This window comes from Candidatus Uabimicrobium amorphum (assembly GCF_009002475.1).
Taxonomy (GTDB): Bacteria; Planctomycetota; Uabimicrobiia; order Uabimicrobiales; family Uabimicrobiaceae; genus Uabimicrobium; species Uabimicrobium amorphum.
Genome location: NZ_AP019860.1, coordinates 7,361,837 through 7,384,501 on the forward strand (window position 1 = coordinate 7,361,837; position 22,665 = coordinate 7,384,501).

Genomic DNA, 22,665 nt, shown 5'->3' on the forward strand with positions numbered 1-22,665 from the left:
AGTGGTGGGTTGGTTCGAGCTAAGTTAGTGAAAGAAACCATGACAAAAATATTAAGAATACTCATTGTCGAAGATTTACCGGAAAGACAACAACAAATTTGCAATATGTACAAAGAACACGCGTGGGTCACTACCACAATATCGACACACGCAATACGCTTGGTAAACGCGTACGATTTTGATCTTATTCACCTAGACTATAATTTGGCCGAACAAACAACAGGTCTAGAAGTAGCAGAATGTTTAGCAAAATCGCGCAATGCGCAAACACAAGTAGTGATACACTCGATGAACCCTGACGGTGCAAAAAAAATGTCACAACTAATTGTAAATGTCGAAGTCATTCCCATTTCCAAACTACTTAAAAAAGATATCTACACAAAAAGACTCAAAGAGCAGTTAAAAAAAGAGCAGGTGAATTGGAACTATGTTTTCAAAGGTTACATGTAAATCGAATTATTCTCACCGAAACCTCTCTTTTGTCTACACTATGTATATTAATAGATATTTTCATTTATTATCTGAAGGAGAACACAGATGAAAAAACTAATTGTATTGGTCGTATTCTTACTCATAGCAACCACATTCCTTTCTAGCTGCCGTAGACAGAGACGTCATCGTCAAGAAATGCGCCAAGATCGCCATGAGCATCGCCAAGATATGCGTCAAGATCGTAAAGAACACAAACAAGATATGCGCCAAGATCGCCAAAAGCATAAACAGGATATGCGTCAAGATCGTCACGATCATCGCCACGGCAACTAAGAAAAACGCCTATTTTACCTTTGTGGGTTGTGGCAAACCGAAAATTTAGCAAACTTTTATGAAAATTCTCCGTATTATGTATACGTTAAAATAATTAGGAGAATTCACAATGAATGGTTATACAGAAGTTTTTCGCGTAGCAAACCCACAAGAAATGCACAATATACGTGTTTTACTACAAAGCAAAGACATTCCCTGCGAAACAACAGGGGAGGGACTACAGCACACTGATCCGCTATGGAATGTTTTTGCACCAATTCAAATTTATGTACCGCAAGAGAAAAAAGATGAAGCAATCGAAATCATCGAGGAGTACACAAATAAAAATGTTGACAAAGAAGCGTTGAAGAGAGGTAATCGCGACTTATTGCTTATTTTGATTTTTTTCTCTCTTCCGTGGATGGGAATTGCAATAGATAACGAGTGGATTGCAGGCATTTCATTCTTTATCATAAGCGTCGTTCAACCTGTATTAGTCATATGGTGGTACATAAAGGTCAGATCTAAGAAAAAGAAATTTGAGCGAGAATCTGACGCGTCAGAAACATTTGAGGAATCAGAGACATCTTAGAATCAATGTTGCGACAAAAATATCCTGGCCGCTAGTCAGGATATTTTGCCATTTGATTTATTGCTCCTGGAGTTTTTTTAGTCTTTCCTCATATTCCTCAAGCATTTTTTTCATTTTTTTATACCCCTCAATGCCTTTGCTATACACATCTTCATTTTCCTTATCCCAATCGCTATACCAAATTTTATTGCCTTTGGCATCATAGAAACCAACTTTTCGGTTCTTCAAAATTAAATCGTTAGGATCGACACCGGAAACTTTCCAGCGTTTGTCAAAACCACTAAGAGTATAGATCAATTTTTGTTTACTTTCCCCCACTTCTAATCCGCCCTGAATATTAAATCTCAATTCGCCTTCCTCATAAGGAGTCGTTCTTTTGGGATCAACTAAAGACAAGAATATATGCCCACCAGAAATAACCGTTTTACTATTATTTTTTATACTAATCATAACAGAAGGACGTTTCAAATACTCTCCATGCAGTGTGTATTTCGTAGAGATTTTTATCTTTTTGCGATTCTTTACGTCGGAAAAGTATTGTTTTTTCTGTTTAGAGGCATTGGACAACGCCTGTTTTAATTCAGAGACTTTTTGTTGCGAGATTTTGATCACTTTTTTCATTTGCGTAATTTGTTGTTGCTTTTGTTGCTTCTTGCGGCGTGCTTCTTCGACTTTCTTTTGCTCTTCATGCTTTTTACGCAGTATTTCATCTTGTTTTTTACGCTGCTCTGCGGCAATTTTTTCCTGTTCGCGAACTTGCTTTTCGATATCCTTTGCGATGAGAAAAAGCATTTTCGTGGAATGGTCTTCGGGTGTTTCCTTTGTTGTAATGGAGAAAGACTTTTGGAATGAGGTCAACTTTCCATGGATTTCTTGGCGCATTTGTTCACGCCCGATGAAAAAACCAATAGCAGTTCCCAATAATAAAGTCGCGATAACTAGTAGCGGCTTTTTCATAATTTTCTCCCTAGAAAAAAGTATTGTTTTTTAAAGTACTTTATAAAACCGAACCTGTGCCCGAGCCCGCTTCTGAGCCCGAAAAACAAATAAGTACTATTGATAATGTAATTAGGAAAAAAACTAATTTTTTACTGGCTTCGCAAGAATTTATCGGGCTCGGGCTCGCAAACGGGTTCGGGCTCGATTTAATCTATGATTATTGCCCTTGTCAACCTGCAGGCAGCCAAATACGTCTTAGATGTACAGGAAAAGATGTCGACTGGCTTGCGAATTTTTGTAGTGTTACATTAACTTTACACTTAGAAAACGCGAAATGTCATCAAAAAAAATAGAAGAATGACCAAAAAGTTACCTCGCCGTGACATTTCGGTGATATGTAGTTGTTATAATATTGCACATTCGTAAAAGGCTTGGAATTTGCAGTAGCAAATGACGTTAGTGGCTATCATAAGATAGCCACTTATTTTTTTGTCTTTACTTAGTTAAAAAGTTACTCAGCCCACGAATAATCGCTGCGGCTTGTCGTACTTGGAAGGATTTATCGAGTAGCTGTGCTTCGTCATAGGGGTTTGTCATAAAACCTTGTTCAACGAGTACTGCAGGCATATGAGTACTTCGCAGTGGATAGTAGTTAAAATTTCCCACCACACCAAACTCGTCCCATCCTAACCCTAACAGTTCATCGTAAACCGCTTTTGCCAAAGTGTAGTTATGTGCACCTTTGTAAAAGGTACAAACACCCGAAATGCGTAAGAATCCTTTTTTGGTTCCGGTGGCGTTTGCGTGCATCGAAACTAAAAGGTCGGCCTTCTCCATAATCGCTTTGTCTAAACGTTCTTTGTGCGAAGGGTACGTGTCGCGATAGCGCAGCAGTACTACTTTTGCTCCGCGTTCTTCTAGTTGCTGTTGCAAAACATCTACGGCTTTACGGTTCACATCTTTTTCTTTGGCCTTGGATACGCCAATGGCTCCGGTATTGGAACCACCATGGCCTGCTTCTAGAGCAATGGTCAGTCCATTGAATGGGTTTTCGCGATCAATTTTCGGTGGATGCTTGATGTAAATGGAAATGCCGCTGGCATCTCTTTGATGCCAAAAACCCCATATTTTTGCACTTTTTACCGGAATGCGCAGTTGGTACCAACCTTCTTGTATTTGCTTTCCACTCATTTCACCGATGACTTGTGCTGTATTGCGATGAGAAAACCACGTTGTCGCATGGTGCGTGGCATAGAAGTTTACCAAAATAGCATTTTGTGGCGATGTTTCTGATTCTAGAGAATACACTACTTTCGCCCCCATGGGAACACGCACTACATCGTAGTTGCTCTCTCCATAAGCGTTGCAGTAAGTAAAGTAGCCTTGTGGAACGGCGTTACTATTTTCCATTAGCGTCACTTGCGATTGTTTTACCCAACCATTTAAGCTGTGTGCTAGTTTTACTTCGTAGAAATTTCCTTCTTCTCCGATAATTTCTAACATAGTACCTTTTTCTACTTCCGCAATGTAGGGGCCACCCAGTCTCACGTAATGAGTGCCGTGAGTAATTCCCACTTTGTCTTCGTTGGTTTGTGCCAAACGACTTTTTTGCCATGTTTGGCGACGAACGATTTTAGTGGTAGCTTTTGCAGTTGCTGTGGCACGAGAAGCCTCTAAGGTGATTATACGCTGGCTTTTTTCTCCAGTAGGACTAACAGCTTCGATCACAATTTCGTTTTTACCTTGTCGTAGCGCGATATTATCATAAGCAAACATTCCATTTATGTTTACCTCTGCCCTCTTGCCGTTTACGGTGATGGCATTTGCTGGCGAAGTTCTCGCCAATATATGACAATGATCATTGTTATTGTGTATTTGCCACACATCAATCGCCGGAACATCTACTTTAGCAGTGTTTAGTGTGAAATCTAAGTTGCGTACTTCGCCACTTTTTACGCTCACCTGTATTTTTTGTGTCTTATCATTGTGGTAAGTGACGACGACATCCACCTTGCCAACAGGAACATTGACAAATGCATAACGACCATCTTGTCCAGAAGTCCAAGTTTTTAACTTTTTGCCAGAAGCATCGTGGAGAGTTACCCACGTATCGACCATTGGTTTGCCTTCACTATTTAAGACTTTCCCTAAAATAATGGCGTTTTTGTGCGTCGGATTTTTTAAATCAGGAAGCGTGGCTTTCTCTTGGTAAACTTTGTCGCGAAGTAGTGCAAAAGCTTTTTTTTGTGTCGCCGATTCATAGGAAAAAATGACGGTACCCGACAATTTCTGGCGGCGACTTTCGATAACTTGTGCGACATTCTCAATAGCAGGCCAATTATCTCCATACATACGTTGCCCACCAGCGAAACGTTTTGCTCCGACTCCACGAGCAAAATCTTTTGCCAATTCTTGGTAGTTGGGTTTAGGATCTTTCATATCCCAGTAGATCATTGGTACGAGAATGTCCATCATACCCCCGTGGATCCACGACCAAGAATCTTGAAAATAGTCATGGTAGCCACTGCTAAAAGTTTCATATCCCGGCACATGATAGCGACTATATATCCCCCATGAAGCGCAAGAAAGAACAATTTTAGGATTGACAGCAGAAACTTCCGCATACACATCGTTGATAAATTTATTGAGTTGTTCACGTTGCCAATCTTGCCAACTGTGGTGATTTGGATTACCGTGACTGCGAAAGCGCTGGACCGTAGGTTTGTCATGGCTATACTGTGGGCCAGGATAGCGAATACGATCTAGGTGTAAGCCGTCGATATCGTAACGCGTGACTAAATCGCGTATGACAGTACGCAAATACTCTTGAACTTTGGGATTTCCCATCGAAAAATAATAGTACGCAGCGGCTTTGGCGTCCATAACTTTACCATCTTCATCGATACACACCCAAGAATCATCAGAATGCGGGCCATGTTTGTAAAAGATGTGATTTTTGTTCTGTGGTGGTTTCTGATCTACCCACAATACCATAGGTACTGGATTGATATACGCATGGAACTGAATACCGTATTTACGTGCTTCCGCAATAGCTAATTTTAGAGGATCAAATCCAGGGTCCTTTCCTCCAATGAGTTCTGACCATGGTTCTAGTTTACTGGGGTATAAAACATCGGCTTCCCCGCGAATTTGAAAAAAGACGGCATTGAAGTTGGCTTTTGCCATGTCCGCAAAACAGCGCTTGATGTTTTCGCGACATTTTTGTGGATCTTTGTCCGGCCACTCGAAGCGCGTAACCCATAGACCTCTTAACTCTTCATTTTCGCTTACTAGCATTGGTAAGCACAGTAAGCATATGAGTAATATACTGAGAATTTTTATCATGTTTCTACAACCTAAAGTAGTGATTAACTTGGGCTTTAGACAGGCTGTGGTTTGCGATGACCTCAAGAAGGCGATGAACCACTCGCTAGAGCATGACAAACCAAAGATTACCTAACCCAAAATGACTTACAACTAATGTGGTTGAATAATAACAAAAAGTGTTTTGGCAGGCAAATTCAAATGTTTTTTTACCTTTTCGCTTTACAAATGGGTTTTTTCTTGACAAAGCCAATATAAGATTTACAATTGCTGAGCTTACTAAGTGTGTATAAGTTTGTTAAAGATAGTAGGCAATTCTTGAATTTTCGAGAAATTACGACAGACTTCAGAACTAACTGAAACATAAAGAAAGAAGGACAAAGTCATGATTTCAGCCATACTAGGCAAAAAAGTAGGAATGACACAAATCTTCGAACGCGGAGATTGTATTCCGGTAACTGTTATCGAAGTAGGACCATGTTCTGTTTTACAAGTAAAAACCCAAGAAAAAGATGGTTATACCGCTCTACAGTTGGGTTATGATGACAGAAAAGAAAAGCGCGCAACAAAGTCAGAAGTCGGCCATGCGAAAAAAGCAAATGCTACTCCAAAGAAATTCGTAAAAGAAATTTCTTGGAACGGTGAAGGCGAAGTTGAAGTAGGAAAAGAAGTTACCGCTGCGGACATCGCGGAGTTTAAAATCGTCGATATTTCTGGTGTTTCCAAAGGTAAAGGTTTCCAAGGAACCGTAAAACGCTACGGTTTTGCTGGTGGACCAGCAAGTCACGGTCAAGGAGACCGTCTACGTGCTCGTGGTTCTATCGGTTGTTCTGCCTCACCTGCACGCGTTTTCAAAGGTGTGAAGATGGCCGGACAAATGGGGAACAAAAACTGCACAGTTCGCAACCTAAAGGTTGTTGAAGTGGATGCGGAAAAAGGTCTTATTGTTGTTAAGGGTGGCGTTCCTGGACACAACGGAAGTTATCTTGTGGTTAAAAAGAGTTTAACTGATAAGTAATCAATACTACTCAAGATAACAGATCTCTTCACCATGGTGAAGAGATCACCGTCCACATACTAATTACGTTGTGATAAAATACTTTCCTTCCACGAATTATAATTATCGTAGTCTACCTTCTTATTTAAATCACCCACAAAATCAGCAATCTTTGTACAATCTTCGTCATCCAACCCAGGCTTTTCGCTCAAATATGCATAAATTTCTTGCATTTTATCGGCAATCTCCTGCGTTTCTTTTTCCCAACTTTTGGCCACATTCTCTTTTTCTTCACTTTTAAGAGAGGATGCAACGAAAGCCCCCATATTTTTTGCATGACGATTGGAAACCATAATATTTCCTTTTCCAGTGACAGCGTTTCCCACACCGTATACACCTTCATATTTATTGATTGCACCAGTCACTGTATCGGAAATATCATATGTTTCCCACTCCATGGGAATTTCACTCAAAGGTTCAGGTATGCTACCAATAGAACTGATCACCAAATTTGTTTCTACGTGGACCTCTTCACCTGACTTTTCCAATTTTTCGCCATCGTAGTTCATTTTGTGAAAGGTAATACCGCTCACACTACCATCCGTAGAATGTATTTCTTTTGGCAAATGTAGTGGGCGCACTTCAAAAAAGTACTTCTTGTTGGCATTTGCCAATATTTTCACGCGCACATTTTGTACTTTTTCTTTTTTCTCTGGTGTACAGCCTTTCGGCATCTCCGCAAGTGGCATATCTATATCACGACGACGATAGTAGATACACGCGGGCTTTATATTTAAATCTTCGTACTTAATGTCAAAATTCGCCAAGTACTTAGGAATACCTTTGTGTTCCATAGCAATTACGTCAACTTCAATACCGCGTTCTTCGAGTTTTTTCTTTACCGACTCTAGTTGGCACACTTTGGCCACGTCAATGGAAGCTAAACCTCCTCCAACAACTATGGCCCCTTCACTAACCGGATATGTCTCACCTTGATAGTTTTTTTCGTGGTAGTGATTGAACCAATAAATAAAAGGATTTTGGTAACAAAATGTTAAATCAGTTACTTTATCTAAACCTTCGGCACGAAGTGGTCGATCTTTCCATGCGCCATTTGCCAGGATGATGGCGGAAAATTTTAAATCCAAGAGTTGCTGCACACTAACATCTTCACCTAGTTTACAATGGGGAACAAATCGTACATTACTGTGCGACAATTTTTCATCGATTTTCTTTATTTCCCGGTCTTGTAACTTGCCATGCCAACGCGGTAAACCATCTTCTATTTTTCCATATGGTAAGGAATTCTGCTCAAATACGACTACATCAATACCTTTTTGCGTTAATTGATGGGCAACTTCAGAACCAGCACATGCACCACCAATTACGGCAACAATTTGTTTTTTTTGCATTTGTCTCTCTTCAATAATTTTAGGTTTTTGTATTATTTTTTTGTTTGTTAATAGTATATATAAATAGCCTCTCTTCATCAATATGTTTTAAAAGATAGTTGTTTTATAGAAATAAAATACATAGAATGAACAAAATTAAATGACATACTCATGCATTGTAAGATGTTTGGATAACAATTTTTTCTATTCTTGGAAAGGAGATGCGAGGTTTAGTCTCTTCACTTGCAGTTGAGCGCAAATAAACCCGATAAGGGAATCTCGCAACAAGTCGATGAAAAGATACCTGGTTACAATATTCGCTTTTGCCTTTTTGGCGGCAACTTCCATGGTTGCTGATAACAAAAAGCCAAAACCAGAATTTCCATCCGCAGATGAAATAACGAAAAAAATGACACCAATGGAAGGCTTTTTCTCTTTGTATAAAAAGAACGAAGAGTTGTACGCTTTAATTCCTTCAAGCAAGTTTAACAAACCGTTTTTGTTAGCCATGACTATATCAAGCGGTGTTTATGGAGGAATGCAGTGGGATCACATGATGGTTTACTGGCAAAAACAGGGTAAAAAACTACTTCTCATGCGTCCAGATCTGCGTTATAGAGCAAAAAAAACAACTATGGAAGAAGTTGTACAGCGCACATTTCCCGCCACAATTATTCGCGCAGTACCTATTCTAGCAAAGAGTGGAAGTAAATATTTAATTGATTTAGCGGGTATCTTCAAGAGTGATATTGCTGGTCTATCTGTTGTCGCTCCTTTTTTACTTGAAGGCCAATTTCAATTAAATCCTACTCTAGGAACCTGGAATAAGGTGAAAGTTTTTCCTAGCAATGTGGAACTAGGAGTGAAACTAGCTTTTACCGGCGTAAAATTTTCCGGAGACGAAAACTTTTCGGATACTATGGACTTACGTCGCAGTTATCCACTCTCCGTTCATTTCAGTCTCGCCGCAATACCTCCTAGTAGCTACAAACCTCGTGTCGCTGATACGCGTATTGGTTACTTCGGCGTCGCCATTAAAGATTTTGCCAAAAAGTATAGCGCGCGAAATAAATTTCATCGTTACATAAACCGTTGGAATTTACAAAAAATAGACCCATCGCTGGAACTTTCTCCACCACAACAACCCATTATATTTTATATTGAGAAAACAGTACCTTATCGTTATCGCAAATACGTAAAAGAAGGTATTGCAGAATGGAACAAGGCCTTTGAAAAAATTGGTTTTGTCGACGCAATTATCGTACGTCAACAAACCGCTACCCAATTTAATGATCTCGACCCAGAAGATGCACGTTATAATTTCTTTCGTTGGACAACAAATGAATTAGGATTTGCTGCTGGTCCTTCACGGGTCAACCCTATGACCGGAGAAATTCTCGATGCCGATATCATTTTCGACGATAGTATGCTACGCTACGCCGCAGGCTCTCACGTTTCGATGAACAACGCATTTGCTCTTCTTAAGCACGATGCCAAATTTGCCAAGAGACTGGAAGCTATGGGAAAACTAAATCCGTTAAAGCGTTTACATTTTATTTCTCCGCAACAGCACGAGAAAATACAACGCAAACGCAACTTACTATCGGTGATGCGCAAGCGCAACATTCCTGTATGTACTCACGGCGAACACAAGTGTCAACAACTACGTCTTGCATATGGCATTATGCGTGCAAAAGGAAAAAAAGACGTACCTTTAGAATTTATTGGGCAATTTGTAAAAGAAGTCACCATGCACGAAGTGGGACATACCCTTGGTTTATATCATAACTTTAAGGCCAGTAGTTGGTTGTCCATTGATAAAATCAATAGCGAAGAAAAACCTGCCGCAACCTCTGGCTCAGTAATGGATTACAACCCCATTAACTTCGCCCCTAAGGGTAAGCCACAAGGAAATTACCTAACAACAACCATCGGTCCTTATGATTACTGGGCAATTCAGTATGGGTATGCCCAAGTAAAAGATGCTGAACTACAAAAAATAGCACAACGTTGTGCCGAAGATGGTCTGGCATACGCCAATGACCTTTACGCATCAGCTATCGACCCCGATCCCTTTATTTTCCGTTGGGACTTAAGTAGTGACCACATCGCTTTTGCCAAACAAAATAGGGAGTTGTTGCGTCAACTGTCGGATGATATATTGAAGCGCTACGTTGCCGAAGGAGAAGAATTCCATCCAGTACGCCAAGCATTTGACATGTTACTCGCAGAAAATGCTTACAACTCGATTGTTGTTGCCCGCAGTATAGGTGGACAATCTTTATATTGGGACCACAAGGGTGACCCCAAAGCGCGCAACCCTTTCGTTGTTATTCCCGCGGAAAAACAACGTCAATCTCTAAAATTCTTAAATGAAACAATTTTTGCTTCACCTAACTTTTCTCCAGAGGTACTAAATCACCTTGCCCCAGGAACATGGTGGCATTGGGGGACGAACGAGCTAGACAATATTGCCACATATCCACTACACGATATGATTATTGCTTACCAAACGGTTGTATTGTTAAACTTGATTGAGCCAATGACATTGATGCGTTTAGAAAATTCACCTTTGCAAATAAAAAAAGGTGACGAGGTTTTTACCATCGCCGATCTACTCGATGGATTAACGGACGGTATTTGGAGTGAGTTGTATGCGCTCGACAAAAATAAAAAATACACCAACAGTACGCCTTTTATTTCGAGTTTTCGTCGTAATTTGCAGCAAGCGTACTTAGATTTTTGGATTTATTATTTTTTAGATGACGAAATCGAAATTTCAATACCAACAGATGCAAAAAGCATTGCGCTAAAAAATCTTACTTTTTTACTTGAAAAAATCGAAGAAATTTTACAAAACAAAGACATTTTAGACAGTGCTTCCGTGGCGCATTTGTTAAAAAGTAAATACAATATAACGGAATATATTGACGAATAGAAAACAACTATTGTACAGAAAGTATACAAATGATAGATAAAACTGACTTCGCAGTGTTTGTATATGACATCATTTCAAATGAAATAGACAGTAACTGCCAGATGAGTGATACTTCTCTACAGAGATCTATTGACGAACTTTACAACAATACACCTGTCAGTGACAGCAAGTACAAATCTCTTTTGATTGCGACTTACAAAACGATGGAAGAAGTGGCACCTCTTGTCTCTGGCATGGATATGCGTAGCACTATGACCGCTGGAGAAGTAAAATCAATTGACTCTGTTTGGGAAAAATGGCTCATTGAAAATGGTGTTTCGACAGCCACAACAGACACGATTGTTGAAAAATACAGCTACGACTTTATCCAAGTTTTGCAAAAAGAAGAAGAAGAAGAAGACTAAAAAACGCGCTTGCTCTACACGGTTAGAGCAAGCGTTTCATTTTGGAGATCGTAATGAGTATTAAACTATGTCCTTGCCAATCAAATAAAAACTATGATGATTGTTGCGGCCCGATTATTGAAAAAAAACAGGTGGCGAGCTCTGCAGAAGCGTTAATGCGCTCTAGATATACCGCTTACGTAAAAGGATTTGCACAACATATAATAGATACGACACACCCTGATCATCGTGACGATTGTGATGAGGAGTCCATTACGGCTTGGTCAAAAGGCGCAACATGGCATGGATTAGATATAATGGATTCTTCTGAAGGATACGTTGAATTTATCGCCCACTTTTCAGAAAAAGGCATACGCAAACAACATCACGAAAAGTCGACGTTCAAAAAAATTGACAACGAATGGTTTTTCGATGAAGGAAAAGTAATGGCCATGAAAGTCGACAAAGTAGGACGCAACGACCCTTGTTCTTGTGGCAGCGGTAAAAAATATAAAAAGTGCTGTGGACGTTAAATTTATTGTCCACCTGCAAACCTAACGTTTTAAATGACAAAATCACAGATATTTTTTTAAGGAATTTACTATGGGAAAACTAACGCTACACGGTGTAACATTATCCCCATTTGTGCGTAAAGTCAAAATTCTTTTAATAGAAAAAGGTATTGATCACGACCACGTAATGGCACCGCCTTCGCAAGATCCCGAATTTTTAAAAATAAGTCCTCTGGGGAAAATACCGGTATTGGTAGATGAAGAAGGACGTGCTATTAATGACAGTAGTGCTATAGTAAATTACTTAGAAGAGCGCTTTCCACAAAATTCGGCATTGCCGACAGACCCTTACCATCGCGCTCGTGCAAGATGGTTTGAAGCATATTCAGGAAGTACTTTTGCGCCAGCAATCGTTTTTGGTATTTTCGGACAAAGAATTGTCATGCCCCTTTTAGCTGGCCAACCAACAGATGAAAATGTGGTCAAAGAAGCCATTGAATCGGCCCCTAAGTTTTTGAATTACCTAGAACAAGAAATCAAGGGGAAAGAATACTTTGTCAATAACACCTACAGTTTGGCAGATATTTGCGTTGCCAGCAACTTTATCAATCTGCAGCACGCAGATTACGAAATCGATGCCGAAAAATACCCTGAGTTAGCCAAATGGTATCAAAGCATCGTGTCACGTGAGCACTACCAACAACTTATTGCTGGAGAAAAACAGGCTCTAGCAGGTATGCAAGCTAAGATGCAAAAGTAGAAAAAAAAAGCGTACATTTGTACGCTTTTTTTACTTTTGGTGTTCTCTGGAACTACAAAACTACCATTGGTGTGTTCTCTGGAACTACAAAACTACCATTAGGGTGTCATCCCTGACTTGATCAGGGATCCAGGCGCTTTAAAGTTTACTTCATATTGTGGATTCCTGCTTTCGCAGGAATGACACCTTGTGGTAGTTCCGTCTCAATAAAACTGAAGTTTATTTACCCTTTTTAGGCTTAACAGGGGAAACCTTCCAAATATCCGCAGCATATTCATTGATCGTTCGATCAGAACTAAACTTACCCATCCGCGCGACATTCAAAATGGCTTTTTTCGTCCACTGTTTTTGATTTTTATATTCTTGCAAAATCTTTTCGTGGCATTCCATGTATGCATTGAAATCCGCAAAGACAAAATACTGATCTTGGGTCAGTAGCGAATTGCAGATTGGCTCAAAAATACCTGGTTCGTGCAGAGAAAAGAAGTTCGACTGAATTAAATCGATCACCTTTTTAATATTCGGATTTTCCGAATATAACTGATACGGTTCGTAATTCCCTTCACGTTTTGCCTTAATCTCATCAATGTCGAGGCCAAAAGTAAAAATATTTTCTTTGCCTACCTCATTCATGATTTCAATATTGGCTCCATCAAGAGTTCCAATCGTAAGAGCACCATTTAAGGCAAACTTCATGTTACCTGTCCCCGAAGCTTCTTTACCAGCGGTGGAAATTTGTTCGCTGATATCCGTTGCGGGTATAATCGTCTCAGCCAAGGAAACTTTGTAGTTAGGAATAAACACCACTTTAATTTTATCTTTGATCAATTCGTCGTTATTGATGACTTTCGCAACATTCAGAATCAACTTAATGATCATTTTCGCCATGTAATAGCCAGGAGCGGCTTTTCCGGCGAAAAGAAAGACGCGTTGTGGCGCATCTTTAAAATTTTTATGATCGCGTAGCTCGCAATATAGATGAATGACGTGTAAAATGTTCATCAACTGCCGCTTATATTCGTGTATTCTCTTAATTTGCACATCAAAAATAGCATCGTCTTCAACAACAACACCTGTTTCTATTTCAATGAGCTTCGCAAGTTTTTTCTTGTTTTCCAATTTGATCTTATCAAAGCGCTTTCGAAAATCTTTGTCATCGGCATACTTTTCGAGCTTCTTTAGCTGACTTAAGTCGGTGATCCACTCTTTGCCTATTTTTTCCGTAATGAGCTTTGCTAACGATGGATTCGCCTGCAGTAACCATCTACGTGGCGTAATACCGTTTGTCTTATTGTTAAACTTATGTGGAAAACTGTTGTAGAAATCAGGCATGACTTGTTCTTTTAAGATTTCACTGTGTATTTCAGATACACCGTTTACCGAAGTAGAACCAATGATTGCCAAATGAGCCATACGTATTTTTTTCTGAGGATACTCCTCCACTAAACTCATACGACGTAGTATGTCGTTGTCTCCAGGATTTTGTACAGAAACCTCCTGTAGAAAGTGCTGGTTGAGTTTATAAATGATTTGCAAATGACGCGGAAGGTGACGTTGAAAAAACTCCACGGGCCATTTTTCCAAAGCTTCGGGAAGTATGGTGTGATTGGTATAACCAAACGACTTGCGAGTGATGTCCCACGCCACGTCCCAAGGAAGGTGTTTTTCATCGACCAAGATACGCATTAATTCTGCGATAGAGATCGACGGATGGGTATCGTTCAATTGAATAACTGCTTTTTTAGGAAAATCTCTGAAGTCGCTACTTTCCTTTAAAAACTTACGCATAATATCTTGAATACTACAACAAACAAAAAAGTATTGTTGACGAAAACGCAACTCGCGACCACTCTCTGTTCGGTCATCGGGATAGAGCACTTTTGTTAAGGTTTCGCCTTCGACTTTTTCACTAACAGCATCAATATAATTTCCTTGGTTAAAGTCTTGTAAATCAAATTCTTCGCTAACTTTTGCTGACCATAAACGTAAAGTATTGACAATGTTGTTACCATAACCCACTACAGGCATATCATATGGTATTCCCAATACTGTGTAAGAAGGACACCAATTGAATTTTTCGACGCCGTCAATGTGATACGTTTCGACTTCTCCACCGAAATGCACCGGAACAGTGTGTTCAATACGTTTCATTTCCCATATATTGTCAAACTTCAGCCATTCGTCAGGCTCTTCTACCTGGTAACCTTGGCAAATATCTTGGCGAAAGATACCGTATTCATAACGAAGTCCATAACCTATGGCAGGAAGATTTAGAGTTGCCATCGAGTCCAGGAAACATGCAGCTAAACGTCCAAGACCACCATTACCCAGGGCTGACTCTCGTTCCCATGGGGTATAGTCTTCCCAATCAACACCTAGTTTTTTCAGGCCTTCGCGAAATTCTTTATCTGCCCCGAGGTTGATAATATTGTTGCTAAAGAGTCGGCCGAGTAGATATTCCATCGACAAATAGTAAATGCGCTTTGAGTGACTTTTGTTGTACAGTACCTTGGTCGCCAGCCATTTTTCAATGATATGGTCGCGAATTGTATAAGCTAGAGCATTATAAACGTCTAACTCACTTGCACTGTAGCGATCTTTTCCGCCAAAAAATTTCAAATAATGTACGAAAAAGTTTGCTAAACTTTCTTTTTGCATAGTGATCTGCGCATCTATATTGTCCCAATTTGCTTTCAATTTGTTCGCCTTTCGTTTAAAGAGCGGTTGTAGGTTGATGCGTAAAGTTAAAGTTAATATTACAATTTTCTAATACGCGGTGCCCTCCCGCCAGCTAATCGCCGATTGTGGGGGCATCGCACACTAGCATATTTCTATACTTGATGTTCCAGCAGGATTACGTAGAGCTATCCTTTTTTCCTTGTGCTTCAACTACGGCAATTGCGGTCATGTTTACAATGTCAGAAACACTACTAGAACCCATTTGTAAAAGCTGTAGTGGTTTATTCATTCCAAGCAGGATCGGTCCAACTGATTCCGCGCCACCGTATGCTTGCAATAATTTATATGCAATATTTCCCGCAGATAGCTCCGGAAAGATCAAAATATTGGCCGATTTTTTCAAAGTGGAGAACGGATAGTTCTTTTCGCGAATCTGATCATCGATCGCGACATCAGCACTCATTTCACCATCAATTTCTAGATGCGGAGCGCGTTGCTTGACAATTTCAGTGGCTTTCTTCATCTTTAAAGCTTCAGGATGCTTTGAGTTACCGAAGTTCGAATACGACAACATTGCAATGCGAGGCTCAATATCAAATTGACGTGCTTGTTTTGCACATAGGATGGCAATATCCGCAAGAATTTCGGGATCGGTATCGACGTTCACAATTACATCGGCAAACAATTTTATATTGTTATTAACGATCATCATGTACATTCCCGCGAGTGTTTTTGCCACAGGAGAAGTCTTTAAAATTTGTACTGTAGGACGAATGGTCTCAATGTAGGAGTTCTCAATTCCTGCCACCATTCCATCGGCCTCATCTACTTCCACCATCATCGCCGCAAAACGCATAGGCGACTTGAGAAGCTCTTTGGCCTGCACTAAGGTAACACCTTTGCGTTGACGTAGTCTGAAATATTCATCGGTGTAAGCATCAAAACGCGGTGAGGTGTTGGGATCGACAATCTCGATACCTTCGGTGGAAAGGTTTAGCTCGCTAATTTTGAGGAGTATTTTCTCTTTATTTCCCACAAGAATAGGATGTGCGATGCCTTCTTCGACAATCTCATTACTCGCACGTAGTATTTTCTCATTTTCACCTTCGGGAAACACAATACGCGTACCAGAATTTTTCGCTTTATTGATCATCACCCGCACTATTTCACGCGATTTACCCATACGGAACTCTAGGCGATTTTTATACTCTTCAATATCAATGTTAATTCGCGCAACACCTGTATCCATCGCCGCTTTCGCAACGGCAGATGCTTCCCAAACGATTACGCGTGGATCAAACGGTTTTGTAATAATGTAATCACGGCCAAATTTAAATTCATCCACACCATAAGCATGGGCAACAGATTCGGGAACGGGTTGGCGTGCGAGTTTTACAAGAGCGTGTGTCGCAGCTATTTTCATTTCTTTATTGATACATTTTGCTTGTACATCTAATGCACCGCGAAAAATAAATGGAAAGCCAAGAACGTTGTTTACTTGGTTAGGGTAATCGGAACGCCCTGTTGCCATGATCACGTCATCGCGAGCATCTAGAGCATCTTCATAGGTAATTTCAGGATCAGGATTTGCAAGAGCAAAAACAATGGGATCTTTGGCCATGGAACGCAACATATCCTTCGAAACAACTCCTCCAACGGAGTAACCGAGAAATACATCGGCACCTTTCATCGCTTCTTCTAGCGTACGACAATCTGTTTCGGCGGCGTACATAGCTTTGTATGGATTTTCATCACCACGCCCTTTGTAAATAACCCCTTTGCGGTCACACATGATGATATTTTCCTGTACAACCCCAAGATCTAAATAGTGACGAATACCGGCAATGGCGGCAGCTCCCGCTCCATTTATGACAATTTTAATTTTTGAAATATCTTTACCGATAATGTCAAGCGCATTGATCAGAGCCGCACCCGAAATAATGGCTGTTCCGTGTTGATCATCGTGGAAAACAGGAATGTTCATGGTTTTTTGCAGTTGTTCTTCGATATAAAAACACTCAGGAGCTTTGATATCTTCAAGATTGATACCACCGAAGGTAGGCTCTAGTAGTTGTACTGTGCGGATAAATTCATCGGCGTCTTGTGTATTGAGCTCAATATCAAAGACATCAATATCCGCAAATTTTTTGAACAGTACTCCCTTGCCTTCCATCACCGGCTTTGAAGCCAACGGACCAATATTACCAAGACCGAGAACTGCTGTTCCATTTGAAATTACCCCAACAAGATTTCCCTTAGCAGTGTATTCATATGCGTCCTGGGGATTTTTTTCAATATCAAGGCATGGATGGGCAACACCTGGAGAGTACGCGAGAGAAAGATCTCGCTGCGTAAAGCATTCTTTGGTGGGCGTTACTTCTATTTTTCCTTTGCGTCCTTTGCTGTGGTAATGGAGTGCATCTTCTTTTTTGATCATCAAATCATCCTCTTCGTTGAAATTGTGTGTATATCGCGATAGACAAAAGTATTTATTCGACTCATATCTTGGATGTTGTTTTCTTTACAGTAGAAAAATCGGATACATTGTTTTCCTTGTATTTGTGTGCGCGTAACCTCCACACTTTTGTCCGTCACTCTATAGTTGTATTTGCATTTTGGCAATCGACAGAATATTGTACTATTTGCATAAAAAATTTGGAAACTTTTTATGATAAAAATGCTCTAATGTGTATATTGGAATAATAAATCTCTACTCTGGGGTGGTTTATACCAACTCTATATTCGTATTTTAATGCAAAGGATCACTATGAGAATTTATGCTCTTATACTTGTAATGATTTGTACATGCTTTGCCAATAACTTTCGTGTAAAACAACAGAAAGTCAATGTAATTGGCAACGCTCTTGAAGTGGGTGTGGAAGGTTCCGCTAACTCACTACAGGCAAGCGTGTATAAAATTCATCATGCAAATGATTTCTTAACCTCACAAAACAATTTCCACAAATTACAGATTGAAGGACGCGAAGTTCGCGCACAATTGAATTACGCCATCCAACAATCCTCACTAACAACAAAACCACAAGTTCACGGAAAAGTGGCGACAAATGACAAATTCTCTCTCGTGGCGTTTGTAAAAAAGCCCCCATTGGGACAAACACGCGGAGATGGATACAAAAAGCTACTTTTCTCTACCGTAAAAAGTGCGGGACTGTATATAGTGGAATGCCGTAGTGAAAACTATATCGCATACACATTAGCCGCGATTACCGACTTGGCGATCATAACGCGCCGCGATGAGAGACAACTCATTGTTTATAGTGTTCACCGTAAAACTGGTCAACCATTTGCCAATAGTTCCGTTTCGGTATTTCGCAACAAAAAACTGATCGAAACACGTAAGACAAACCACAAAGGTATCGCTCATTTTAACGTTACCTATTCTCCACAACTCCTCATCACAGCTACGGCAGGGAATGATTTCACCATCGATGATGCGTTGTTTTTCCCATCGATTGTCAACGTAAAAAAATGCTATATTTACACCGAACGACCTTTATATCTTCCAGGAGAGAAAGTACACTTTAAAGGTGTTATGCGCCTACAGCAAAGCGGCGAATACATGGTGCCAACTAGCAATTTTTCCGTTTCCTACACCGTAAAAAATGCCAGAGGAACCAAAATTGCTTCCGGTGAAACAACCGCGCGCTCGGGATACTTTTCCGCGAAATTTGAATTGCCCAAACAAACAGCCCTTGGAACATGCGTATTAGAATGCAAAGGCCTTGGCAAAACTTTTCAAAGCGAATTTCAAGTTGAAAAATTCCAAAAACCTAAGTTCAAAGTTCGTGTAACCCCAGCGCAACCAGCGATTCTCATGGGAAAAAAAGCCGATTTCACCATAGACTGTAGCTACTATGCCGGTGGTAAAATTACCAATGGTAAAGTTTCCTACGAACTTTACAAAAATTCGTTTCACCAACCGCTGTTTTCCGAAATAGGTTTAGATCAATTTTATAGTAAAAATGAATTTCGTTCTTTTAAACCGCAATTGGTAAAAAATGGTAGTGCCACACTGAAAGACGGTAAGCTATCACTTTCTTTTGCCACCGCGAAAGATGAACTCAGCTATAACTATCGCTTGCGCGTTTCGGTACGCGATGCCAGTCGTAATGCGGCTTCGGGATCAGGATCTATCAAAGTAGAGCGTTACCCTACGAAATTCGACATGAAAACCAGTAAACAGCTTTATGCTCTGGAAGAACAAATCGTTGTGACCGTAAAAGCCGTCGACATAAACTCCCAGCCAATAGCTGTTCCATTTGTTGTCGAAGCGACACGCCGCGAACGTATGTCTCTTAAAGGCGGAAGTAGTGAAGCTGTTGAAAAATTGGCCACAAAAACTTTCTTCACCACCACAGGTACCACCGACAAAAACGGTATGGCAAATATCGAAATTCCTGCGGCAATCCGTGGTGCCGTGGACATAAAAGTAAAAGCAACGAACAGCAAGAGCGAAGTCACAAAAACGGTATGGGTGAGTGAAGGCGACGCACCACTCTCTTACAGCGGTGATTCTATATTGCTCGTCGCCGATAAAAAAACATATCGTATTCACGATATTGCCAATATACTCGTCGTTCTACCAATGAAAAAAGTGGCTCCGATTCTTACTGTTGAAGGTGTCGATCTTTTACAGTACACCGTGGTTCCCTTAAATGAAAATAGTTATGTGTTTAAGTTACCCATTACCGAAAATATGTCCCCGAATGTCTATTTCAAGGTCGCGGCCATATACAAAAACGGTTTTATTGAAAGCCAACACATGATTGTGGTTCCACCACAACACAAGATCCTGAGCGTCAAAGTAACCACAGACCAAAATTCGTATCGTCCAGGGCAAAAAGCAACTTTTAACATTGATGTTAAAGACAACCAAGGTAAAGCGGTTGCCACAGATTTTTCGATCGCGGTTGTCGATGAGTCCATTTACTCTTTGGCAAGCGATCGTAATGCGCTACTACATCAATTTTTCTACTCTTTACGTCGCGAAAATATCAAAAGCAGTTCTTCCATCAACTTGCTTTCTTACGACTATTCACGAGTAGCAGAGCGCCTTCCTGTTCCTCATAGACCGCAAAAGAACGACAACAAAAAAGCCAAAATGGCGGAACGCGTTATGGAACTGAACGATTCTGCGGGTGGGGATGCTCCTGCCGGAGATGCTATGTATGAAGACGCTGCAGAAGCAGATGATGAAGCCCCACAAGACGTCGCAACTTCCGCATCAGAATCTGAACCAGCCCCAGCAGCACCACGCAGAGAAAGAGCCGTTGTTGCTGCACAAAAGAAAAAGCCAGCGGCCAAAAAAGACAACGCGCAAAAGCAAAACACGCGCAATTTATTCAAAACCACCGCTGCATGGTTTGGTTCTGTCACGACAAACAAAGACGGCAACGCGCAAGTTTCTTTTGACTTCCCAGACAATCTAACCAATTGGCGTATTGTCATAAGAGCCATCGATCGTCATACACGCGTCGGTTACCTAGAGCAAAAAACATCTACACGTAAACCGGTGATGGTTGCACTTACCCGTCCGCGATTTTTTGTCATAGGAGACAAGGGAAACCTTTCGTTACAAGCACGTAACGCCACGGCAAAATCGCAACAATTGCAACTCAGTATCCAAAGCAGTTCTCATTTGCAACTCGCGAAACTCAAAACACAAGAGACTTTGGTACCTGCGGGACAGTGGCTGCGCAAAGATGTTTCTTTTGTGGCAAAGCACAGCGGAATAGCGAACATTCACAGCCAAGTTACCGCAAAAGAACACAGTGATTCCAAAGCCGAGAAGATAAAGGTATTGGCGCACGGCATCGTAAAAAACTACGGCTACAGCGGACGTTTACAGGCCAAAGTCAACCATAGCTTTGCGTTGCCGAAAAACACCAACTTGTCCGAGAGCAAAATCGTAGTTCGTGTTCTTCCTGGATATCTGGCGGCCATTCAGGAATCAACACACATGCTGTTAGAGTATCCGTATGGCTGTGCAGAACAAACGATGTCGCGATTTATGCCCAACATCGTTGCCAGCGAAATCTTACAAAAAATACAAAGTAAAGTCGATGTCGCCACTCTACAAAAAAACGTCGACGCAGGGATCACACGCCTCGCACAACTTCAAAACCAAGATGGTGGTTGGGGATGGTGGCGTAGTGGTGAGGCATCTCACCCGATGCTTTCTGCATACGTTTCTTTGGGACTCGTTCAGGCAAAAAATCTCGATTACCAAGTAAATAGTCAAATCATCGAACGCGCGATGAAGTTTTTACAATCTACTCTGACAAATAGCAGTGCAAACTACGCCACAAGAGCTTATGTTGCCTATGCATTGTCTTGTGGTAAAAAACTTCCCAATGGCATGCTAGATAAAATTTTCGATACCGACGAGCGCTTAAAAGCCGACAGTTATACGTTGTCGCTTCTCACGCTGGCGTTTGTTCGCGAAAATCGTTCTACAGAGGCGAAAGTTTTAGTACAAGAAATCCTCAAAAGAGCACAACTTGCTGGAGACAGTTTACCTTTCTGGGGAGATGCCAAAGCGTTGTCTTGGGACAAAAACGCCATCGAATTAACCGCAATGGTCGTTCGTGCCCTGATTGCCGTGGATAAAAATCACAAAATGATTTCCCCAGCACTCGAATGGTTAATGTCACAGCGCAAAGACCGCGGTTGGAACTCTACAAAGGACACCGCGGAAGTTGTCCTAACATTGTGCAGTTATCTAAGTTCTCGCGGTGTGGAAGCAAATACCACAACGCCCGTTACATTAGAAGTAAACGGTAAGCCAACAACAGTAGACGTCAACAGCCAAGGTACTACCCATGTTTTTAACAATCTACAAATAGCAAACACACTCCAACTGAGTTGCGCAAATGAAGCAGATCATTTGTACTACACGGCATATATCGAATACTTTACCGAAGAAGAAAACATCGCCAGTGCCGCAAACGGTATTGCCGTAAAACGTTCTTATTTCACCTTACACAAGAGTGGCACCGAAAACGCATACGAGCGTAAGGCTCTTGAGGGAAGTGTATCTCCCGACGATATCGTCATGGTGGAGTTAGAACTCAGCAGCGACAAGACACGCGAATTTGTAATGTTAGAGGATTACATTCCCGCAAGTGCAATGGTCATCACCAAAGATCGCATCATGCAAGTTGTCGGTGTAGAAGATGCCACGTACACGCACCGTGAATTTCATGATGAAAAAACGGTATTCTTTTTCACGAAGTTACCCAGTGGTACGCACAAAGTACATTACTTTTTTCGTCCATCCATTAGCGGTGAATACCACGCACTACCCGCGATTGGATCTCTGATGTACTACCCTGAAGTGCGTGGCAATTCGCAAGAAAGTGTATTTACAGTCAAATAGGAGAAAA

At 40.9% G+C, this 22,665-nt stretch carries 14 protein-coding genes; 9 read left to right on the forward strand and 5 right to left on the reverse strand.

Annotation, left to right across the window (positions count from 1 at the left end):
- Positions 1-39: 39 nt before the first annotated feature.
- The 3 genes from UABAM_RS25630 to UABAM_RS25640 all read left to right on the forward strand — a co-directional run bounded on the left by UABAM_RS25630 (position 40) and on the right by UABAM_RS25640 (position 1,336).
- Positions 40-450, forward strand: a complete 411-nt coding sequence (locus UABAM_RS25630; protein ID WP_151970850.1) for a cyclic-phosphate processing receiver domain-containing protein — start codon at positions 40-42, stop codon at positions 448-450.
- A gap of 87 nt (positions 451-537) precedes the next feature.
- Entirely contained in the window at positions 538-765 is a 228-nt protein-coding gene (locus tag UABAM_RS25635; RefSeq protein WP_151970851.1) for a hypothetical protein, read from the forward strand.
- A 109-nt stretch (positions 766-874) separates the two neighbouring features.
- The gene (locus tag UABAM_RS25640) at positions 875-1,336 is read left to right on the forward strand and encodes a putative signal transducing protein (protein ID WP_151970852.1); all 462 of its coding nucleotides are present in this window, start codon (positions 875-877) and stop codon (positions 1,334-1,336) included.
- 57 nt (positions 1,337-1,393) lie between these two features.
- Here UABAM_RS25640 and UABAM_RS25645 read toward each other — a convergent pair whose 3' ends face one another.
- Both UABAM_RS25645 and UABAM_RS25650 read right to left on the reverse strand, forming a co-directional pair.
- Complete coding sequence (locus tag UABAM_RS25645; RefSeq protein WP_151970853.1) at positions 1,394-2,293, reverse strand: hypothetical protein; 900 nt, start codon at positions 2,291-2,293, stop codon at positions 1,394-1,396.
- 477 nt (positions 2,294-2,770) lie between these two features.
- The gene (locus tag UABAM_RS25650; protein WP_151970854.1) at positions 2,771-5,620 is read right to left on the reverse strand and encodes a family 10 glycosylhydrolase; all 2,850 of its coding nucleotides are present in this window, start codon (positions 5,618-5,620) and stop codon (positions 2,771-2,773) included.
- Positions 5,621-5,987: 367 nt separating this feature from the next.
- On the opposite strand from UABAM_RS25650, the gene rplC reads away from it, so the two are divergent.
- The gene (gene rplC / locus UABAM_RS25655) at positions 5,988-6,617 is read left to right on the forward strand and encodes a 50S ribosomal protein L3 (protein ID WP_152022056.1); all 630 of its coding nucleotides are present in this window, start codon (positions 5,988-5,990) and stop codon (positions 6,615-6,617) included.
- Positions 6,618-6,676: 59 nt separating this feature from the next.
- On the opposite strand, the gene UABAM_RS25660 is transcribed toward rplC, so the two are convergent.
- Entirely contained in the window at positions 6,677-8,008 is a 1,332-nt protein-coding gene (locus UABAM_RS25660; RefSeq protein ID WP_173013575.1) for an FAD-dependent oxidoreductase, read from the reverse strand.
- Between the two features lie 271 nt (positions 8,009-8,279).
- Here UABAM_RS25660 and UABAM_RS25665 point away from each other — a divergent pair, with 271 nt between their 5' ends.
- The 4 genes from UABAM_RS25665 to UABAM_RS25680 all read left to right on the forward strand — a co-directional run bounded on the left by UABAM_RS25665 (position 8,280) and on the right by UABAM_RS25680 (position 12,580).
- A complete protein-coding gene (locus UABAM_RS25665; RefSeq protein WP_151970856.1) occupies positions 8,280-10,925 on the forward strand; it encodes a zinc-dependent metalloprotease in 2,646 nt (881 codons plus the stop codon).
- A gap of 29 nt (positions 10,926-10,954) precedes the next feature.
- Positions 10,955-11,329, forward strand: coding sequence for a hypothetical protein (locus UABAM_RS25670; protein WP_151970857.1), 375 nt, complete (start codon positions 10,955-10,957; stop codon positions 11,327-11,329).
- 53 nt (positions 11,330-11,382) lie between these two features.
- Positions 11,383-11,841, forward strand: a complete 459-nt coding sequence (locus UABAM_RS25675) for a YchJ family protein (protein WP_151970858.1) — start codon at positions 11,383-11,385, stop codon at positions 11,839-11,841.
- Positions 11,842-11,911: 70 nt separating this feature from the next.
- Complete coding sequence (locus tag UABAM_RS25680; protein WP_151970859.1) at positions 11,912-12,580, forward strand: glutathione S-transferase family protein; 669 nt, start codon at positions 11,912-11,914, stop codon at positions 12,578-12,580.
- A gap of 219 nt (positions 12,581-12,799) precedes the next feature.
- Here the strand turns inward: UABAM_RS25680 and UABAM_RS25685 are convergent, their stop codons facing one another.
- Positions 12,800-15,277, reverse strand: a complete 2,478-nt coding sequence (locus tag UABAM_RS25685) for a glycogen/starch/alpha-glucan phosphorylase (protein WP_229759307.1) — start codon at positions 15,275-15,277, stop codon at positions 12,800-12,802.
- Between the two features lie 157 nt (positions 15,278-15,434).
- A complete protein-coding gene (locus UABAM_RS34100; protein WP_151970860.1) occupies positions 15,435-17,696 on the reverse strand; it encodes an NADP-dependent malic enzyme in 2,262 nt (753 codons plus the stop codon).
- 330 nt (positions 17,697-18,026) lie between these two features.
- On the opposite strand from UABAM_RS34100, the gene UABAM_RS25695 reads away from it, so the two are divergent.
- Positions 18,027-22,658: an alpha-2-macroglobulin family protein gene (locus UABAM_RS25695; protein ID WP_173013576.1), complete on the forward strand. Its 4,632-nt coding sequence runs from the start codon at positions 18,027-18,029 to the stop codon at positions 22,656-22,658.
- Positions 22,659-22,665: the final 7 nt, after the last annotated feature.

Excerpts from the sequence above, each read along its gene's own strand:
- UABAM_RS25630 (WP_151970850.1), top strand. The coding sequence starts at position 40 with ATGACAAAAATATTAAGAATACTCATTGTCGAAGATTTACCGGAAAGA.
- UABAM_RS25635 (WP_151970851.1), top strand. The coding sequence starts at position 538 with ATGAAAAAACTAATTGTATTGGTCGTATTCTTACTCATAGCAACCACA.
- UABAM_RS25640 (WP_151970852.1), top strand. The coding sequence starts at position 875 with ATGAATGGTTATACAGAAGTTTTTCGCGTAGCAAACCCACAAGAAATG.
- UABAM_RS25645 (WP_151970853.1), bottom strand. The coding sequence starts at position 2,293 with ATGAAAAAGCCGCTACTAGTTATCGCGACTTTATTATTGGGAACTGCT.
- UABAM_RS25650 (WP_151970854.1), bottom strand. The coding sequence starts at position 5,620 with ATGATAAAAATTCTCAGTATATTACTCATATGCTTACTGTGCTTACCA.
- UABAM_RS25660 (WP_173013575.1), bottom strand. The coding sequence starts at position 8,008 with ATGCAAAAAAAACAAATTGTTGCCGTAATTGGTGGTGCATGTGCTGGT.
- UABAM_RS25665 (WP_151970856.1), top strand. The coding sequence starts at position 8,280 with ATGAAAAGATACCTGGTTACAATATTCGCTTTTGCCTTTTTGGCGGCA.
- UABAM_RS25670 (WP_151970857.1), top strand. The coding sequence starts at position 10,955 with ATGATAGATAAAACTGACTTCGCAGTGTTTGTATATGACATCATTTCA.
- UABAM_RS25675 (WP_151970858.1), top strand. The coding sequence starts at position 11,383 with ATGAGTATTAAACTATGTCCTTGCCAATCAAATAAAAACTATGATGAT.
- UABAM_RS25680 (WP_151970859.1), top strand. The coding sequence starts at position 11,912 with ATGGGAAAACTAACGCTACACGGTGTAACATTATCCCCATTTGTGCGT.
- UABAM_RS34100 (WP_151970860.1), bottom strand. The coding sequence starts at position 17,696 with ATGATCAAAAAAGAAGATGCACTCCATTACCACAGCAAAGGACGCAAA.
- UABAM_RS25695 (WP_173013576.1), top strand. The coding sequence starts at position 18,027 with ATGAGAATTTATGCTCTTATACTTGTAATGATTTGTACATGCTTTGCC.